A 16031-nucleotide genomic window follows, 5' to 3' on the forward strand; every position below is an offset into this window, starting at 1 on the left:
TGGCCTGAATGGCGTGTGGCACGCCTTGCCGGCGTGCCTGGTTCACGTCCTGGTTTGCGACGCAGCCGGCGCCCGCGCGCCGCGACCTCGCGTCGCAAGCCAGCACAGGATCGACCCGGCACACACCATGGCCGCACCCTTCCAGAACGCAAGGGAAAGCGGCGCGTGCAGCAGCACGGCGGCCACCGCGGCCGAAATCACGGGAATAAAGTACGACGCGCCCGCCAGCACGGTGACGTTGCCGTGCAGAATGCCCACGTTCCAGGCGGCATAACCAAAACCCATTGCGCAGGCGGCCAGCACCAGATAGGTGATGCCCTTGAGGCCGAACACCATCGTTTCGCCATCGGTGAACTGGTATTTGCCCCACAGCGCCAGCGCCGTCAGCATGAAGAACAACGTGACGGCGTTCTTGCCCTGGGCAATGCGGCTCGTCACGGTGCAATACGCAGCCCAGATCAGGGCGCCCGCAAACGCCAGGCCGTAGCTGAGCGGATTGTCCCGCACGTTGCCCGCCATACCGGCCAGATCCAGCCCCTGATCGCCGCCCAGCACCGAGGCAATCCCGAGGATGGCCACCAGGAAACCCGGCACCACCAGCCAGTTGGCCCGCTGCCCGTTGAAGGCGATGGCCGCCAGCATCGTGAAGCTCGGCCACAGGTAATTGACCATGCCCACCTCGATGGCCTGCCTGCCGGTGTTTGCATAGCCAATGGACAGCGACAGGCACAGTTCGTAGGTCACGAACAGCACGCTGCCCCAGATCAGATAGGCGCGCGGCAACGCACGCGTACGGGGCGGGCCCACCGTCAGCCAGAGTAGCGCGGCAGCCACCGTATACATCAGCGCTGCGCCACCCGTGGCGCCAAAGCTCTCGCTGACGCCCCGGATCAACCCGATGATCGAACTCCACAGGAGAACGGCGGCAAGCCCGATCAGCGTTGCCTGCCTTTTACTGCGCGTGACTGCCATTTTCGTGAGAAATACGATGGATGCGGGAGGACCGGCATTCTACCCGCTACCCGGCTCGCCCAGCCGCCAGGCCCCGCCAGAGGCCACTGGCCGGGTAGAATGCCGGCGATTGACAGACAACCTCCTCCGGGATGTACCGCCTCAAAACCATCCAGATAATGCTGGCCACCGCCCTGGCCACACTTCTGCTAGCGGGATGCTCGCGCGAAGCGCAGGCCCCTGCTGCACCATCTTCACAGGCCGACGTGCGCAGCGAACTTGAAGTGTCCGCCGGGCTGGTGCCCCTGATGGACGAAGCCGTGCTGCACAACACGGTGGAGTTCTGCATCGAACATGCGCCCCAGGCGCGCAAGACCGTCGAAGCGGCATGGTCGCTCTGGCATGACCGCAACGCGGGGCGGCTGGCCGTGGCCCAAAATTATCGCCAGCGCCTGGAAGATTCGGCCGCGAACGCCCCGACCGAGAGCGAGCGGCAGGCCAGCCAGGCGCTGCTGGACCAGAATGCGACGCTGATCGAGAGCTTTACCAACCAGCAACTCGACGTGATGCGCGTGGCCCTGGATCACGAGCAACCCGAAGCAGTGGAGCAGCTTTGCACCGAGCAGTTCGCGAAGGTCAACGCCGGCGAATGGGACATCGGGCAGCGCGACCCCGAGATCGCCGCATTGCTTGACGCCGGGCCGCCGAAGCCGCACGTGCCGGCATCCGCCCCGGTGCCAGCGGAATCCAGCCAGCGCTGATCACCTGCGCTTCACCCTTGCCCTTTGCCCGTCGGGACGGCCGGCGGGACGGCGCTATCGGCACAAAGCCTTGCCAGATAGTTGAATCTTTAGGTTCAAACGTCTTCACTTTGATCAAAGACAAATTGACGCACTTCAGGCTCTTGCAAACTTGCAGTTATGAATTCGAACTCTACTTCGTCCCCACTGGCTTCATCGCCTTCGTCTTCGCCCTCATCGTCCACTGCATCCAAGCCAATCGAAGAGCCCGGCCGGCCCCGGCCCAATGCCAGGCCGCGCCGCATGGCATGGCTGACCGGCCTGCTTAGCGCCACGCTGCTGGCACTCAACACGCTGGCATGCTTCGTACCGATCCTGCCGCTTGCGCTGCTCAAGCTGGCCGTGCCAACACCGGGGGTGCGCCGCCGCGTGGATCCCTGGCTGAACGCCATTGCAACGGGCTGGATATCGCGCAATTCCCGCTGGATCACACGGCTCCAGCCGGAAATCTGGGATGTCCAGGTCAATTCCGATCTGCGCCTGGACGACTGGTACCTGGTCAATTGCAACCATCAGTCGTGGGTGGACATTTTCGTGCTCCAGCGGGTGCTGAACAAACGCATTCCATTGCTGAAGTTCTTCCTGAAGCAGCAATTGCTCTATGTGCCCGTGATCGGACTGGCCTGGTGGGCGCTCGATTTTCCGTTCATGAAGCGCTACAGCAAAGCCCAGCTGCGCCGCAATCCGGCGCTGGGGCGCAAGGACCAGGAGACCGCACGACGCGCCTGCGAGAAATTCAAGCTGGTACCGACCAGCGTGATGGTGTTTGCCGAAGGCACGCGCTTCTCGCCCGCGCGGCGGCAGACGCAGTCGTCGCCGTACCGCAACCTGCTCAAGCCCCGCGCCGGCGCGCTCGCCACCACGCTGAACGCCATGGGCACGCAGTTCCGCTCGATGATCGATGCCACGATCATCTACCCTGACGGCGTGCCGAGCTTCTGGCACCTGGCCTCGGGCCGCGCGGGACGGATCGTCGTCAGAATTCGGCAAATTACGATCCCCGACAACTTCTGTGGCGCCGACTACGCCAGCGACAAGGCATTCCGGTCGGCGTTTCATCACTGGCTGGCCGATCAATGGAAAGCCAAGGACGATGAAATCGATGCGGTGATGCAGGACCAACGGCCCTGAGCGCTGCCGCCACTGAGACAAATTCGACGGGCATTTCGGAAGATTCCGATTTTCGTATGAGAAACGTCTCCATACACTGCAGTCGCCCGTGCAATGCGGGTGACCCAACGGAGTTCAGGGTTGACCCCTCCCCTGCTCTCTTCACTTCAGATGCCACGCGGTTCCCCGCCGCGTGGCATTTTTTTCGTCCTTTGCCGATGGCAACAGGCGCGTCGGCAGCCGGCTAATCCGGCATCCGCAACGACTGCAGCAGGGTCGGCACCAGTTCGGACACCGTGGGATGGATATGCATGGCACGGCTGACTGTCGTATAGGGTGCCTTGGCGTACATGATGTCGAGCAGTGTGTGCACGACCTCGTCCCCGGCCAGGCCGAGTATCGCGGCCCCAAGGATCATCTGTGTGTCGGCATCGACCACCACCTTCATGAAGCCCAGGCTTTCGCCTTTCTCGACAGCGCGCCCGACCCGGTTCATTGGCCGGGTGCCGATCAGCACCCTGTGTCCCGATTGCCGCGCCTCGCGCTCGGTCATGCCCACGCGCCCAAGCGGCGGATCGATAAACAGCGCATAGGCCGGAATGCGATCCGCCACCGAGCGCGGATCGTTGTCGAACAGGTTGGCAGCAACAATCTCATAGTCGTTGTACGAGGTATGCGTGAAGGCGCCACGGCCGTTGCAGTCGCCCAGCGCCCAGATGCCCGGGACACTGGTACGTAGCTGTTCGTCCACCTTGATATAGCCCCGCGCATCGGTATCGACGCCCGCCCTGTCGAGTCCCAGGTCGTCGGTATTGGGCACCCGCCCAACCGCCATCAGCAGGTGCGAGCCCAGGACCTGGGGCGACCCCGCTGCACAATCGAGGCCCACAGCCACCCCATCTCCCTCCATGCGCGCGCTCAGGCAGTTGGCATCGACACGGATATCGATGTCCTCGGCCTCCAGTATTTCCTGCACGGCTCGCGACACGTCCTCGTCTTCATGCTGGATCAGGCGCAGCCCTTTCTCGACGATGGTCACCTTTGCGCCAAAGCGCCGGTACATCTGACCAAACTCCAGACCGATATAGCTGCCGCCGACGATGACCAGGTGTTCGGGCAGGAAGTCGACGTCCATCATCCCCGCGTTGGTCAGGAACGGCACTTGGTCCAACCCGGGCATCGGTGGAACCAGGGCCCGGCCGCCGACGTTCACGAAAATCCGCTCGGCCTCCAGCAGTTCGCCGCCGACCCGCACCGTCCGCGCGCTTTCGAAGCGGGCGTGCCCCGCGAAGACCGTGGCGCTCTCCAGGCCGCGCATCCACTGCTCCACCCCGCTTTCGGACTGGCCCGAGATATGGTCCTTGCGCGCCTTGACCTGCTTCATGTCGACCGTGACAGGCCCGCCGATCGTCACTCCGAACCCGGCCGCGCGCCGGGCCAGATGCGCGGCATAGGCGCTGGCGATCAGGGTCTTGGTGGGAATGCAGCCGGTATTGACACAAGTGCCACCAAAGCGCCCCCGCTCGACCACGGCCACCGTCATACCCTCGCCCGCGAGCCGCGCGGCCAGCGCGGGCCCGGCTTGCCCGGTGCCGATGATGATTGCGTCAAACCGTCGCGTCTTCCCGCCTTGAGTCATCGCAGCTCCCTGACTTGAAATGGCCTCGCCTGCCCCCACACCAGAATATGTCATCGGCGCCAGCGTCATCTGCCCGTTACTTGTGTTGTAATGCGTCTTAAACAGCATATTTACAACGAAAAACGGGCCGCCGGTTATTGCACCGCACAACCTCGTGAAGTATGATGTGCGGTTCCTCATTTTGCGCACACTGGATTCTGCGGGAGGCCTCAGCCTCGACGTTCCGTGCGCCATTCCACGATTTCGTTCGCGCCCGCAGGCTTGACCAACAGTCATGTCCGCGACGATCGTCGGCCACCAGTCCAGGAGAATGTATTGGCAAATACGGTTCGTGACGATTCCGCATCCCGCATGACGACGGCTATTTCGAAGACCGCCCGCCGCAAGCCGGCCGGCAAGGCTCAGGCAGCGGCCACGCCACTGGACCTCACGTCCCTGGCGCGCCAGGACGAAGAGCGCCAGCGTCAGATGCGCGCGCTGATTGCGCTTGGCCGGGAGCGTGGCTACCTCACCCACGCGGACATCAACGATCACCTTCCCGACAATGTGACGCAGACGGCTGCGATGGAAACCATCGTCAGCACGTTCAACGACATGGGGGTGTCCGTCTACGAGCAGGCGCCGGACGCCGAAACGCTGCTGTTGAGCGATGCCGCCCCGGCTGCCACCTCGGACGAACAGGCGTATGAGGAAGCCGAAGCCGCGCTGTCGACCGTCGACTCCGAATTCGGCCGCACGACCGATCCTGTGCGCCTGTACATGCGCGAAATGGGCGCCAGCGAACTGCTGACCCGTGCCGGCGAGATCGAAATCGCCAAGCGCATCGAAAGCGGCCTGCAGGACATGATCCAGACCGTGGCCGCGTGCCCGTCCATCGTCTCGGCACTGCTGGCCGACGTCGACCGCATCGTCGCCGGCGAACTGCGCATCGACGAACTGGTCGACGGCATCAACGATGGCGCGGAAGACGTCGACATGGCCGCTGCGGCCGATGACGCATCCGCGGACGTGGACGCCGATGAAGACAACGCAGACTCCGATGACGAATCGGAAGATGACGACGACGGCGACACCCCGAACCCCGAAAAAGCGAATGCCGCCCGCCTGGAGCAGCTGACTGCCGACAGTCTGGCGATTTTCGCGCGCGTGCGCGCCCTGTACGAACAGCTGCCCGGCACTCCGGTGACGGGCAAGGCTCGCGCGGCGGCCGTGGCACGGCTGCTTGCCGAAATCCAGCGTGAACTGGCCCCGATCCGCTTCGCAGCCAAGATGATTGATCGCCTGTGCGCCAGCATGCGCGAACAGGTCGACGCCGTGCGCGCCATCGAGCGCAGCATCCTGGAGATCGCCGTCGACCGCTGCGGCATGCCGCGCGAGGCATTCGTGGCGTCGTTCCCGGGCCGCGAAACCGACCTCGGCTGGACCAGCCAGATGGCCGCCACGTCCCAGAAGTTCGGCCCGGCGCTGGAGCGTCACCTGCCGGCCATCCAGGCCTGCCAGCGCAAGCTCGTCGATATCGAGACCGCCGTCTCGGTGCCGCTGCAGCAGCTCAAGCAGATCAACCGCCAGATGAGCGCCGCCGAGCAGAAGATGCGCCAGGCCAAGCGCGAACTGACCGAGGCCAACCTGCGTCTGGTGATTTCGATCGCCAAGAAGTACGTGAACCGCGGCATGCAGTTCCTGGACCTGATCCAGGAAGGCAACATCGGCCTGATGAAGGCGGTGGACAAGTTCGAATACCGGCGCGGCTGGAAGTTTTCGACGTACGCCACGTGGTGGGTGCGTCAGGCCGTCACGCGTGCGTTGGCCGATCAGGCCCGCACCATCCGCGTGCCGGTGCACATGATCGAGACGATCAACAAGCTGAATCGCATTTCACGCGAAATCCTGCAGCAGACCGGCCAGGAGGCCCATCCTGCGGTGCTGGCAGAGCGCATGGAAATGACCGAGGAAAAGGTACGCGGCATCCTGCGCATCGCGCGGCAGCCGGTTTCGCTGGAAACGCCGGTGGGTGACGATGCCGATGCAACGCTGGGCGACATGATCGAGGACGTTTCGGCAAGTTCGCCGGCCGAAGCCGCGATTCAGGCCAACCTGCGCGCCGCGATCGATGAAGCGCTCGACGCGCTCACGCCGCGCGAGGCCAAGGTGTTGCGCATGCGATTCGGCCTGGACATGGTGTCCGATCACACGCTGGAAGAGGTCGGCAAGCAGTTCGACGTGACCCGCGAGCGGATCCGCCAGATCGAGACCAAGGCGATGCGCAAGCTGCAGCATCCCAGCCGCGCCGACAAGCTGAAGCTGTTCCTGGAGCGGTAAGCGGGATTCGAGCGGCAGAAATGATACGGCGCCCCGTTTTAAGGCGGGGCGCCGCAGATCACGCAATCAATGCGCGATAATTTACAGCGGCTTGATTGCGCCTGCCTGCTTGCCCTTCGGGCCTTGCTTCACTTCGAAGCTGACCTTCTGGCCTTCTTGCAGAGACTTGAAGCCGTTGCCTTGAATTTCGGAGAAGTGCGCGAACAGGTCTTCACCGCCATCATCCGGCGAGATGAAACCAAAACCCTTCGCATCGTTAAACCACTTCACGGTACCAGTTGCCATTTTCTGAATATTCCAACAAAAACGAGATAAAGACGACGCCGCCGGAACGGCGAGCGTGCAGCTACCTTGTATCACACCCCGGGCCTTGACCACAATCCGGATTGTTCTGATGTCCGCCGTTTATCCCCTGTCCGGCATCACACCGACATAGCGGCCCCTCGGGCGGATCACCTGCCCAACCCCCAGCTGTTCCAGACTGTGCGCCAAAAGGCCGATGCTGCGCGCCGTGGCGAACATCGCGAATGCCGAGTCTTCGGGAAGTCCGCAATCGATCATCAGTGCCGCCAGCGCCACATCGATATTGGGCTGCAGCCCGGTCAGGCGCGTGGCCTGCTCGATAAACCGGGCGATTCCCGGGGGTGGCGCGAACCGGCTCAGCAGCGCCACCGCGCGGGGGTCGCCGTCGGGGTACAGGTGATGGCCGAAGCCGGGCAGCGGCTGCCCCGTCGACAGGTAGTGCGTGATGACCTGGTCTTCGCCCTGCCGCTCCACTTCGTTGAACAGCGCCTTGACCCGCCCCGAGGCGTCGCCGTGCAGCGGCCCCGACAGCGTGGACAGTCCCGAGAGCAGGCACGCCGGCAAAGACGCCCCGTTTGACGCCGCGATACGGGCCGCAAACGCCGAACTGGTCAGCTCGTGATCGACCAGCAGCACCATCGCCACGCGCAGCAGTTCGGCCACTTTCGGCCCTTGCCCCCATCCCTGCGCAAACCGGATATGCAGCGGCTGCCCGCCCGGCTGCGCGCCGAACGCATTCGCCAGCTGCCCCACCAGACCCTGCCCCTCCCCGTGCAGCACGCGCGTCATGCGGCCGTGCGTGGAATGCCCGCGGGCGGCCAGTTCGGCCAGCGCCATGAAGGCCGCCACGCGCCCCGGCTTGTCCACCTGTACCGCTGAGGACAGATCCACCGTCTGCGCCGAATCCCACAGCAATTGCGCGGCCTCTTCCAGCGTGGCCGTCTCGGCCAGGGCCACCGCATCGCGGCCGCGGTAGTAGAGCCGCTCGCGGACAAAGGTCGAGATCGATGTCGGAATGCTGGGCTCGGCGCCAAACAGCGTGTTGGCGGCCAGCGTCTCGTGCTTGCGGCCCGCCTGCTTGCGCCGGGCCAGCGCCGCCACATCCTCGGCCCGATACAGGCTGCGGCGCGTATCGGCCGGGTCGGACGTCACTTCGATCTTGCCCCGGCTCACGTACGCATAGACCGTCTGCGGCCGCACGCCAAGGCGCGAGCACGCCTCGTCCATCGATATCCAGGCTCCCATCTGCAACTCCCGCACACGCTGCGAAATTTATTTATGTTGATTTTATATATCAATATTGCGCATCGAATCAACATTTAACTACCATGGGTTCCACCTTCCAGCCGACAACGACAGCCCATGAAGCCCCAGATCCTGCAACTGAATCCCATCCTGATTCCCGCCGCCAATGACGAACTGGCTTCGTTGTACCAAGTACACAAGCTGTTCGAGATCGAGGACCAGGACGCCTGGTTTGCGCAGCACGGCGCGTCGATCCAGGCCGTCATCACGGGCGGCCACACCGGCATTTCGCGCGCCATGCTCGACCGCCTGCCGGCCCTGAAGGTGGTGGCCGTGAACGGCGTGGGCACCGACGCGGTCGACCTGGCCTACTGCCGCGAGCGCAAGTTGCCCGTCACCGCCACGATCGGGGCGCTGACCGAAGACGTGGCCGACCTGGCGATCGGGCTGCTGATTGCCGCCTGCCGCAATATCGCCGCCGGCGACCGCTTTGTCCGCGATGGCCAGTGGGAACGCTTTCCGCAGCCGTCGGCCATCCCGCTGGCGCGCCGTTTCAGCGGCATGCGCGTGGGCATTGTCGGCATGGGCCGCGTGGGCCGCGCGGTCGCCACGCGCGCTGCGGCGTTTGGCTGCCCGATCCGCTATACGGACCTGCGCGCCATGGACGACCTGCCGCATGAATTCGTGCCCGACCTGGTCGATCTGGCACGCAACAGCGACGCGCTGGTGCTGTGTGCCGCCGCCGACAAGGCCGAAGGCATCGTCAATGCCGCCGTGCTCGATGCCCTGGGCCCGCGCGGTTTCCTCGTCAACGTGGCACGCGGGCGCCTGGTCAACGAAGACGACCTGACGCAGGCCATCGAGGCAGGCCGCATCGCCGGCGCGGGCCTGGATGTCTTCGTGGACGAACCGCGCGTGCCGCTGGCGCTGCGCCAGTCCGACCGCACCACGCTGCAGGCGCATCGCGCCAGCGCCACATGGGAAACGCGTGCCGCGATGATCCGCATGGTGCTCGACAGCGTGGCCGACGGCGTGGCCGGCAAGCGCCCCGCCATGAGCCTGACCACCTGATACGGCCAACGAACCCCGAACTGGAACTGGAACGTCGAGATGGAATTCGTCCTGCCCGCACCGGCGCCATGCGCGCTACCCGTGGCTCACAGCAATGCGCATTTTCCGGTTGGCAGGGTCTTCTGCATCGGACGCAACTACCGCTGGAGCGCGAACGAACCGGCACCGGCCGACATGCCCGCATGGTTCATGAAGCCGGCCACCGCCGTGGCACCGGCCAGCGGCACGCTGCCCTACCCTCCCGGCACCGAGGATTTCTGCCACGAAGTGGAACTGGTGGTCGCCATCGGCCGCGACGGGCGCGATATCGCCCCCGCGCAGGCGCACGCGCATATCTGGGGCTACGCCGTGGGCCTCGATATGACGCGCCGCGACCTGCAGCAGCAGGCCAAGCGCGCCGGTGGCCCCTGGGAGCCGGCCAAGGCCTTCGATCATTCGGCGCCGTGCAGCCCGATCGTTCCGGCGGCCACGATCGATCATCCGCGCGATGGCGAGATCCGGCTGGCAGTCAACGGCACCGTGCGCCAGCGCGCCACGCTTGCCGACCTGATCTGGCCCGTGGCCGACCTGATCGCCATGCTGTCGCGCTCGGTGACACTGCGGGCCGGCGACCTGGTCTTTACCGGCACGCCCGCTGGCGTTGGCCCGCTGCAGCGCGGCGATGTCGTCGACTCCAGCGTGGCCGGCATCGGCGCCATCTCGCTGACCGTTACCTGATGCCCGGCGACGGCTACCCGCCCGTCCGCCACGAACAAAACACCGAACAGACATCCTGGAGACCGCAATGAGCACTTCCAAAAAAATCGCGCTTGTCACGGGTGCCGGCAGCGGCGTCGGCCGGCTGACCGCATTGGCCCTTCTGGACGATGGTTGGACCGTCGTGCTGGCCGGTCGCCGTGCCGACCCGCTGCAAACGCTGGCGGCAGAAGCCGCGGCGCGCGGCCAGTCCGCCCTGGCCGTGCCGACCGACGTCACCGATCCGGCCAGCGTGCAGGCCCTGTTCGACACCATCGAACAGGAATTCGGCCGGCTCGACATGCTGTTCAACAACGCCGGCGTCAACGCGCCTGCCGTGCCAATGGACGAACTGCCATTGGAGAAGTGGTTCAACGCGATCAACACCAACGTGACCGGCGTATTCCTGTGCGCCCGGGCCGCATTCGGCCTGATGCGCCGGCAGTCGCCACAGGGCGGCCGGATCATCAACAACGGCTCGGTGTCGTCGCAAACCCCGCGCCCATTCACCGCGCCCTACACGGCCAGCAAGCATGCCGTCAGCGGACTGACCAAGGCGCTGGCGCTCGATGGCCGCGCGTTCAACATCGCCGCAGGCCAGATCGACATCGGCAACGCGCTGACCGAACTGTCCGAACGCATGACGCGGGGCGTGTTGCAGGCCAATGGCACGACGGCCCCGGAGCCGATGATGGACGCCCGCCACGTCGCCAATGCCGTGCGTCATATGGCATCGCTGCCGCTCGACGCCAACGTGCTGAACATGACGGTCATGGCCAGCGCCATGCCGTTCGTCGGCCGCGGCTGACAACCGATCGAGCGCCCCGGGGCCTCGCATCCCCGGCGGTGCCACCCAGAGTTGACTCAAGTTAACCAGCATCCCAAAGGAGACCCCTCATGCAATTCACCTCACGGAAGTTCACCGCTCTTGTCGGCACCCTGGCTGGCTGCGCCACGCTGCTGGCGGCGCCAGGCGTCGCCTCGGCACAGAATTACCCGACCCGCCCGGTCACGATCATCGTCCCCGCGCCGGCCGGCGGCGGCATCGACCTGATTGCACGCGTGGTTGGCGAAAAGCTGTCGGTCAAGCTCGGCCAGCCGTTTATCGTCGAGAATCGCCCGGGCGCCTCGAACAATCTCGGCACGGCCGTGCTGGCAAACGCCAAGCCCGACGGCTATACGATCGGCATCGTCGGCGGCAGCCATAACATCAACAAGTTCCTGTTCAAGAACCTGGGTTGGGACCCGGAAAAGAGCTTCGAGCCGATCGTGTACACGCATGAGATCCCGCTGGTGTTCGCGGCCTATCCCAAGCTGCCGGTCAAGACCGTGCCCGAACTCGTAACGTGGATGAAGGCCAACCCGGCCGAGGCCAAGGTAGCCACCTCTGGCCGCGGCAGTGCCCAGGAGATGGCTGCCGAGATGTTCCGCATGGTCAGCGGCGCGCCGGTGCTGCTGGTGCCCTACAAGGGCTCGTCCGCGGCACATCCCGACCTGATTGCCGGCCGCACCGCCCTGTACATCGACACGATCAGCGCCATCCAGGAACAGGTGAAGTCCGGCAATGTCCGTGCGCTGGCGGTATCCACCCGCAAGCGTTCGAAAGCGCTGCCCAACGTGCCGACCGCCGATGAGCAAGGCCTGAAGGGCTACGACGCCAGCACCAACGGCGGCTTCCTGGCCCCGGCCGGTACGCCCAAGGACATCGTCGCGAAGCTGAATACCGAGATCAACGCCGCGCTGAAGCTGCCGGAAGTGCGCGCCAAGCTGGAGACCGCGGGCATCGAGATCCAGGGCGGTACGCCGCAGGAGTACGCCGCCGTGATCAAGTCGGACCTGGTCAAGTGGGGCAAGGTCGTCAAGGAGGCCAATATCCAGGCCGAATAATTCCAGGCCGGGCAATAACAGGACGTGCCCGGGTGGCATGGGGCTGGCTGGCGACTCGGCTAGAATGCCAGCCTTTCGGCCCCACCCGCTCCCGGGCGCGATTGCAGCGGTGGCGGTGGCCGTCCCCGTGCACCGTTTTTCCGCGTTATGCCTCAGTCCCACACCGACACCACCGCTTCCGAAAGCGATTTCGACCCGATTCACGAGCCGCGGCTCTGGCGGGACAAGGGCTGGACTGCACGGGTCATCAAGAACGAGGATGGCGACGGCTGGGCCGTCGAGATGATTCGCGAGGGCAGTGTCGAACCCGCGCTGGTCGGCCCGTGGACCATGGGCAGAAACAAGGTCGATCCCAAGCCGCTCGATGCCACCGCGCACCAGACCCTGGTGAAGACCGCCTCCGAGGTGATCCGCCGCCACGAGCAGCAGTTGCACGCGCAACTTAACAAGCAGATTACGATTGAAGTCGACGATCAGGTGATCAGCGTCAGGCTGGCCATCACGCCGGACGAATTCGAGCCCTTTGGCACGCTGACGGCCACCAGCCCGTTCGGTGACCTGCTTGCAAGCACCCATGTGCGGCCCGATTTCCGACTGAACCGCGACAGCGCGTCGCGCTGGGCCGCCGACGGATTCGGCAAGATCCGCTGACAGAATTCCACGCCCCCTGGTGACGCCGGGGCGGCAATTTCCGACGCACATCCGGCCTTGCCGGTATCCACGCTATAATCCCGCGTCGTTTGACTGAGCTAGAGCAATGGGTTTCGAACAACTGGCAGGACTGAGGGCAAAACTGGCCGAGCAGGCAAAGAAAGAGGCGCGCGAGAAAGCCCCGCGCCGCCCTGCGCCTGCCGCCAAGCCGGGAGCGCCGTCCGCAAAGCCGGCCAAACCGGCTAATCCGGCTAAACAGGCCAGGCCGGCAAAATCGGGCAAACCGGCCAGGCCGGATGCTCCGGCCGCCCGGCAGCAGACCGCGCCTGTCGATCCGGTGGTGCGCAATATCGGCAAGCTGCAAAAGAAATTCCCGCTGGCGTTCCCCAAGAACCCGGCGCCCAAGGTACCGCTCAAGATCGGCGTCTTCGACGATTTGCTGACGCACGCCACCGAGCTGGGCCTGTCCGAAGCCGAATTGCGCGAGGCGATCCGCACCTGGTGTCGCGGTGCCCGCTACTGGGCCTGCCTGACCCAGGGCGCTGCGCGACTGGACCTGGCCGGGCAGCCTGCCGGTGAGGTGACCGAGGCCGATGCGGCCCGTGGCCGTCAACTGCGCTCCGCCCGTCCGAAGCAGAAGTCCGCGCAGCAAAAGCCGGCCGGGCAAGGGGCACAGCAAGCGGCCCAACCGGCGGCACCTCAAGCCGGGGCGCAAGCGGCTCCCCAGCAGGAGGCCGCACCGGCCGACACGCCTGCGATTGCCGGGACACCCGCCGGGACACCCACCGAGACGCCAGCCGCCACGCCCGCCGCACCCGACACGCCTGCCCAGCCCGAATAAGGCGCACAGGCACACCAGCAGCCCGTCGCACGCATCCGCGTACGAACGGGCTGTTTTTCTGGACGAATCGCCGTCCCATGGAGTTTTCGCCGCCGCATACTGCCGCAGTCATGCAGCCGGAGATCCCCCACCATGAGCGAAATTCGTCCACAGCCCGCACCCGCCTGGGCCGTCCAGCAGTGGTTCAACACTGACCGCCCCCTGTCGATCGAGTCCTTGCGCGGCAAGGTCATCGTGCTGGAAGCCTTCCAGATGCTGTGCCCGGGCTGCGTCTCGCACGGCCTGCCCCAGGCGCTGCGGGTGCACCAGACCTTTCCGTCGTCCGAAGTGGCCGTCATCGGCCTGCATACCGTATTCGAGCACCACGACGCCATGACGCCCACGGCGCTGCGCGCGTTCCTGCACGAGTACCGGATTCCGTTTCCGGTGGGCGTGGACACGCCCGATGGACACGGTGGCGTTCCGCTGACGATGCATGCCTATGCCATGCGCGGCACGCCGACGCTGATCGTGATCGACGCTCGCGGCCGGCTGCGCCGACAGTACTTCGGCTCGGTCAGCGATCTGACGCTGGGTGCCGTGATCGGCGAGCTGATCCTGGAAGCCCGTGCGGAAAATGGGGCCGCTGCCGCGCTATCCCCGGGCATAGCAGCCGACATATTGACCAACGATTGCGCGTCGGGCGCCTGTCCGGCCGATACGAAATAACCCTGCGAAACCTTATGGCAGACACCGGGCCCGGCCCTCATGTTGACGATACCGAGCGCGCCGCGCTCTACCGCATCCTGGCGCTGCGGCGCGATTGCCGGCACTTCACGCCGGGGCCCCGCCTGCCCGATGACCAGCTGGAACGCCTGCTGCACGCCGCCCATCAGGCGCCCTCGGTTGGCCTGATGCAGCCGTGGCGGTTCATGCGCCTGAGCACCCCTGACTGGCGCGCGCGCCTGGCGCCGCTGGTGGAAGCGGAGCGACAGGCCACGGCCCATGAACTGGGCGAACGCGGCGCGGAATTCCTGCGGCTCAAGGTGGAGGGCATTCGCGACTGCGCCGAATTGCTGGCAGTCATCCTGGCGCCCGACGACGGCACGGTCTTCGGACGCCGCAGCATGCCGGCCGAAATGGCCTGGGCTTCGGCCGCGTGTGCGGTACAAAACCTGTGGCTGGCCGCGCGCGCGGAGAATCTCGGGCTGGGCTGGGTATCGATGTTCGATCCCGCGGCCCTGGCCAGCGAACTGGGCCTGCCAACCGGTGCAAAGCCGTTCGGACTGCTATGCCTTGGGCCGGTGCCCGCGTTCTACGAGGCGCCCATGCTCGAACAGGAAGGCTGGCGCAAGCGCGCCCCATTGCAGGACATTCTCTGGGAGCCTTCGGCGCCACCCGAGCCGCCTGCCGGCTAGCGACCCATACCGCAAGATCGGATTCCAGGGGTCGGGCATACGGATTTGCTATACCATCTGCGCAGCTATCCCCCAGAGGCCCCTGGCATGAAGTTCAAGGAAATCCACGCGTTCCAGGCCGTGATGCGTTCCGGCTCGATGACCGCGGCAGCCACCGAGCTCTATACGTCACAGCCGAACGTCAGCCGGCTCATCGCGCAACTCGAATACTCCACCGGCCTGACGCTGTTCACGCGCACCGCTGGCCGCCTGCATCCCACCGAGGAAGGGCTGGCCTTCGTGCGCGAGGTGGAACGCGCTTTCGTGGGCCTTGACGCGCTCAAGGACGCCGCGCGCAATATCCGCCAGTTCGGCAAGGGGCGGCTGCGCATTGCCACGGTGCCGTCGCTGGCGATGACCGTGCTGCCGCTGGTGCTGCAGCGGTTCCATGCCGAGTACCCCGACGTCAATGTCGCCATGGAAACGGGCAGCACCCAGCTGGTGGCGGACCAGGTCGGCAGCCGTTATTGCGACCTGGGGCTGGTTTCTTTCCTGCCGCCCGCCGCCGTGACCGAGGCCCAGCCCGTGGCCGAACTCGCAGGTTGTTGCGTGCTGCCGCCCGGGCACCGGCTTGCCGGGCTTGACGCCATCACGCCCGCCGACCTGGCCGGCGAATCCTTTATTTCGATGAGCCATGGCGACGGCCTGCGCGCGGCCGTGGATGCCGCCTTTGCCGGCGACGACCGGCGCGTGATGCATTTCGAAACCCCCTACGGCGCCACCATCTGCAAGATGGTCGGCCTGGGCCTGGGGGTTGGCATCGTCAATCCGCTGGTCGCCCGCATGCATGCCGCCGAAGTGGTGATCCGGCCATTCCGGCCGCAAATTCCGTTTGTCAGCTACCTGCTGCTGGCCCGCAACCGGCCCGCCAATGTGCTGGTGGATCGATTTACCGAACGGATGATCGAGGTTATCGCTACCGAAACCGCATCGCTACCAGCCGCCCTATCAGGTTTTGGTATGGACGCCTGACAGACTCGTATTTGCGCGCGGGGTGCTGGCTCCGCAATACTCGACCGGACAGACACATCGGCCAGATCGCG

The 16031-nt window shown here is 65.5% G+C and carries 17 protein-coding genes; 12 read left to right on the plus strand and 5 right to left on the minus strand.

Annotated elements, in window-relative coordinates:
• Positions 1 to 42: 42 nt before the first annotated feature.
• Positions 43 to 972, minus strand: a complete 930-nt coding sequence (gene yddG, locus A9J21_RS25000) for an aromatic amino acid DMT transporter YddG (RefSeq protein ID WP_066740341.1) — start codon at positions 970 to 972, stop codon at positions 43 to 45.
• Positions 973 to 1130: 158 nt separating this feature from the next.
• Here yddG and A9J21_RS25005 point away from each other — a divergent pair, with 158 nt between their 5' ends.
• Complete coding sequence (locus A9J21_RS25005; protein WP_156546140.1) at positions 1131 to 1712, plus strand: hypothetical protein; 582 nt, start codon at positions 1131 to 1133, stop codon at positions 1710 to 1712.
• A 95-nt stretch (positions 1713 to 1807) separates the two neighbouring features.
• On the opposite strand, the gene A9J21_RS32400 is transcribed toward A9J21_RS25005, so the two are convergent.
• Positions 1808 to 1945 (minus strand): hypothetical protein, encoded by a 138-nt coding sequence (locus tag A9J21_RS32400; RefSeq protein WP_231907036.1) that lies wholly within the window; start codon positions 1943 to 1945, stop codon positions 1808 to 1810.
• 49 nt (positions 1946 to 1994) lie between these two features.
• Here A9J21_RS32400 and A9J21_RS25010 point away from each other — a divergent pair, with 49 nt between their 5' ends.
• A complete protein-coding gene (locus tag A9J21_RS25010) occupies positions 1995 to 2882 on the plus strand; it encodes an acyltransferase (RefSeq protein WP_066740348.1) in 888 nt (295 codons plus the stop codon).
• A gap of 223 nt (positions 2883 to 3105) precedes the next feature.
• On the opposite strand, the gene A9J21_RS25015 is transcribed toward A9J21_RS25010, so the two are convergent.
• A complete protein-coding gene (locus tag A9J21_RS25015; RefSeq protein ID WP_066740350.1) occupies positions 3106 to 4500 on the minus strand; it encodes an FAD-containing oxidoreductase in 1395 nt (464 codons plus the stop codon).
• A gap of 315 nt (positions 4501 to 4815) precedes the next feature.
• On the opposite strand from A9J21_RS25015, the gene rpoD reads away from it, so the two are divergent.
• The gene (gene rpoD, locus A9J21_RS25020) at positions 4816 to 6819 is read left to right on the plus strand and encodes an RNA polymerase sigma factor RpoD (protein ID WP_066740352.1); all 2004 of its coding nucleotides are present in this window, start codon (positions 4816 to 4818) and stop codon (positions 6817 to 6819) included.
• Between the two features lie 81 nt (positions 6820 to 6900).
• On the opposite strand, the gene A9J21_RS25025 is transcribed toward rpoD, so the two are convergent.
• A complete protein-coding gene (locus tag A9J21_RS25025; protein WP_066740354.1) occupies positions 6901 to 7104 on the minus strand; it encodes a cold-shock protein in 204 nt (67 codons plus the stop codon).
• Between the two features lie 120 nt (positions 7105 to 7224).
• On the minus strand, positions 7225 to 8367 hold the full coding sequence (locus tag A9J21_RS25030; RefSeq protein ID WP_066740356.1) for a citrate synthase family protein: 1143 nt from the start codon (positions 8365 to 8367) through the stop codon (positions 7225 to 7227).
• Between the two features lie 117 nt (positions 8368 to 8484).
• Between A9J21_RS25030 and A9J21_RS25035 the strand changes: the two genes are divergently transcribed.
• The 9 genes from A9J21_RS25035 to A9J21_RS25075 all read left to right on the plus strand — a co-directional run bounded on the left by A9J21_RS25035 (position 8485) and on the right by A9J21_RS25075 (position 15960).
• Positions 8485 to 9438 (plus strand): 2-hydroxyacid dehydrogenase, encoded by a 954-nt coding sequence (locus A9J21_RS25035; protein ID WP_066740358.1) that lies wholly within the window; start codon positions 8485 to 8487, stop codon positions 9436 to 9438.
• A gap of 39 nt (positions 9439 to 9477) precedes the next feature.
• Entirely contained in the window at positions 9478 to 10155 is a 678-nt protein-coding gene (locus A9J21_RS25040; protein ID WP_066740360.1) for a fumarylacetoacetate hydrolase family protein, read from the plus strand.
• Between the two features lie 67 nt (positions 10156 to 10222).
• Positions 10223 to 10981, plus strand: a complete 759-nt coding sequence (locus A9J21_RS25045; RefSeq protein ID WP_066740361.1) for an SDR family oxidoreductase — start codon at positions 10223 to 10225, stop codon at positions 10979 to 10981.
• Between the two features lie 89 nt (positions 10982 to 11070).
• Positions 11071 to 12060: a tripartite tricarboxylate transporter substrate binding protein gene (locus A9J21_RS25050; protein ID WP_066740363.1), complete on the plus strand. Its 990-nt coding sequence runs from the start codon at positions 11071 to 11073 to the stop codon at positions 12058 to 12060.
• 147 nt (positions 12061 to 12207) lie between these two features.
• Positions 12208 to 12711 carry a hypothetical protein gene (locus A9J21_RS25055; protein WP_066740364.1) on the plus strand — a complete coding sequence of 168 codons (504 nt, stop codon included), beginning with the start codon at positions 12208 to 12210 and terminating at the stop codon, positions 12709 to 12711.
• A 106-nt stretch (positions 12712 to 12817) separates the two neighbouring features.
• Positions 12818 to 13552 (plus strand): ProQ/FinO family protein, encoded by a 735-nt coding sequence (locus tag A9J21_RS25060; RefSeq protein ID WP_066740365.1) that lies wholly within the window; start codon positions 12818 to 12820, stop codon positions 13550 to 13552.
• A 132-nt stretch (positions 13553 to 13684) separates the two neighbouring features.
• Entirely contained in the window at positions 13685 to 14260 is a 576-nt protein-coding gene (locus A9J21_RS25065) for a redoxin domain-containing protein (protein WP_066740367.1), read from the plus strand.
• Positions 14261 to 14274: 14 nt separating this feature from the next.
• Positions 14275 to 14949, plus strand: coding sequence for a 5,6-dimethylbenzimidazole synthase (bluB, locus tag A9J21_RS25070; RefSeq protein ID WP_066740369.1), 675 nt, complete (start codon positions 14275 to 14277; stop codon positions 14947 to 14949).
• An 87-nt stretch (positions 14950 to 15036) separates the two neighbouring features.
• Positions 15037 to 15960, plus strand: a complete 924-nt coding sequence (locus tag A9J21_RS25075; protein WP_066740371.1) for a LysR substrate-binding domain-containing protein — start codon at positions 15037 to 15039, stop codon at positions 15958 to 15960.
• Positions 15961 to 16031: the final 71 nt, after the last annotated feature.

It is taken from the genome of Cupriavidus sp. D384 (assembly GCF_001652915.1).
GTDB lineage: Bacteria > Pseudomonadota > Gammaproteobacteria > Burkholderiales > Burkholderiaceae > Cupriavidus.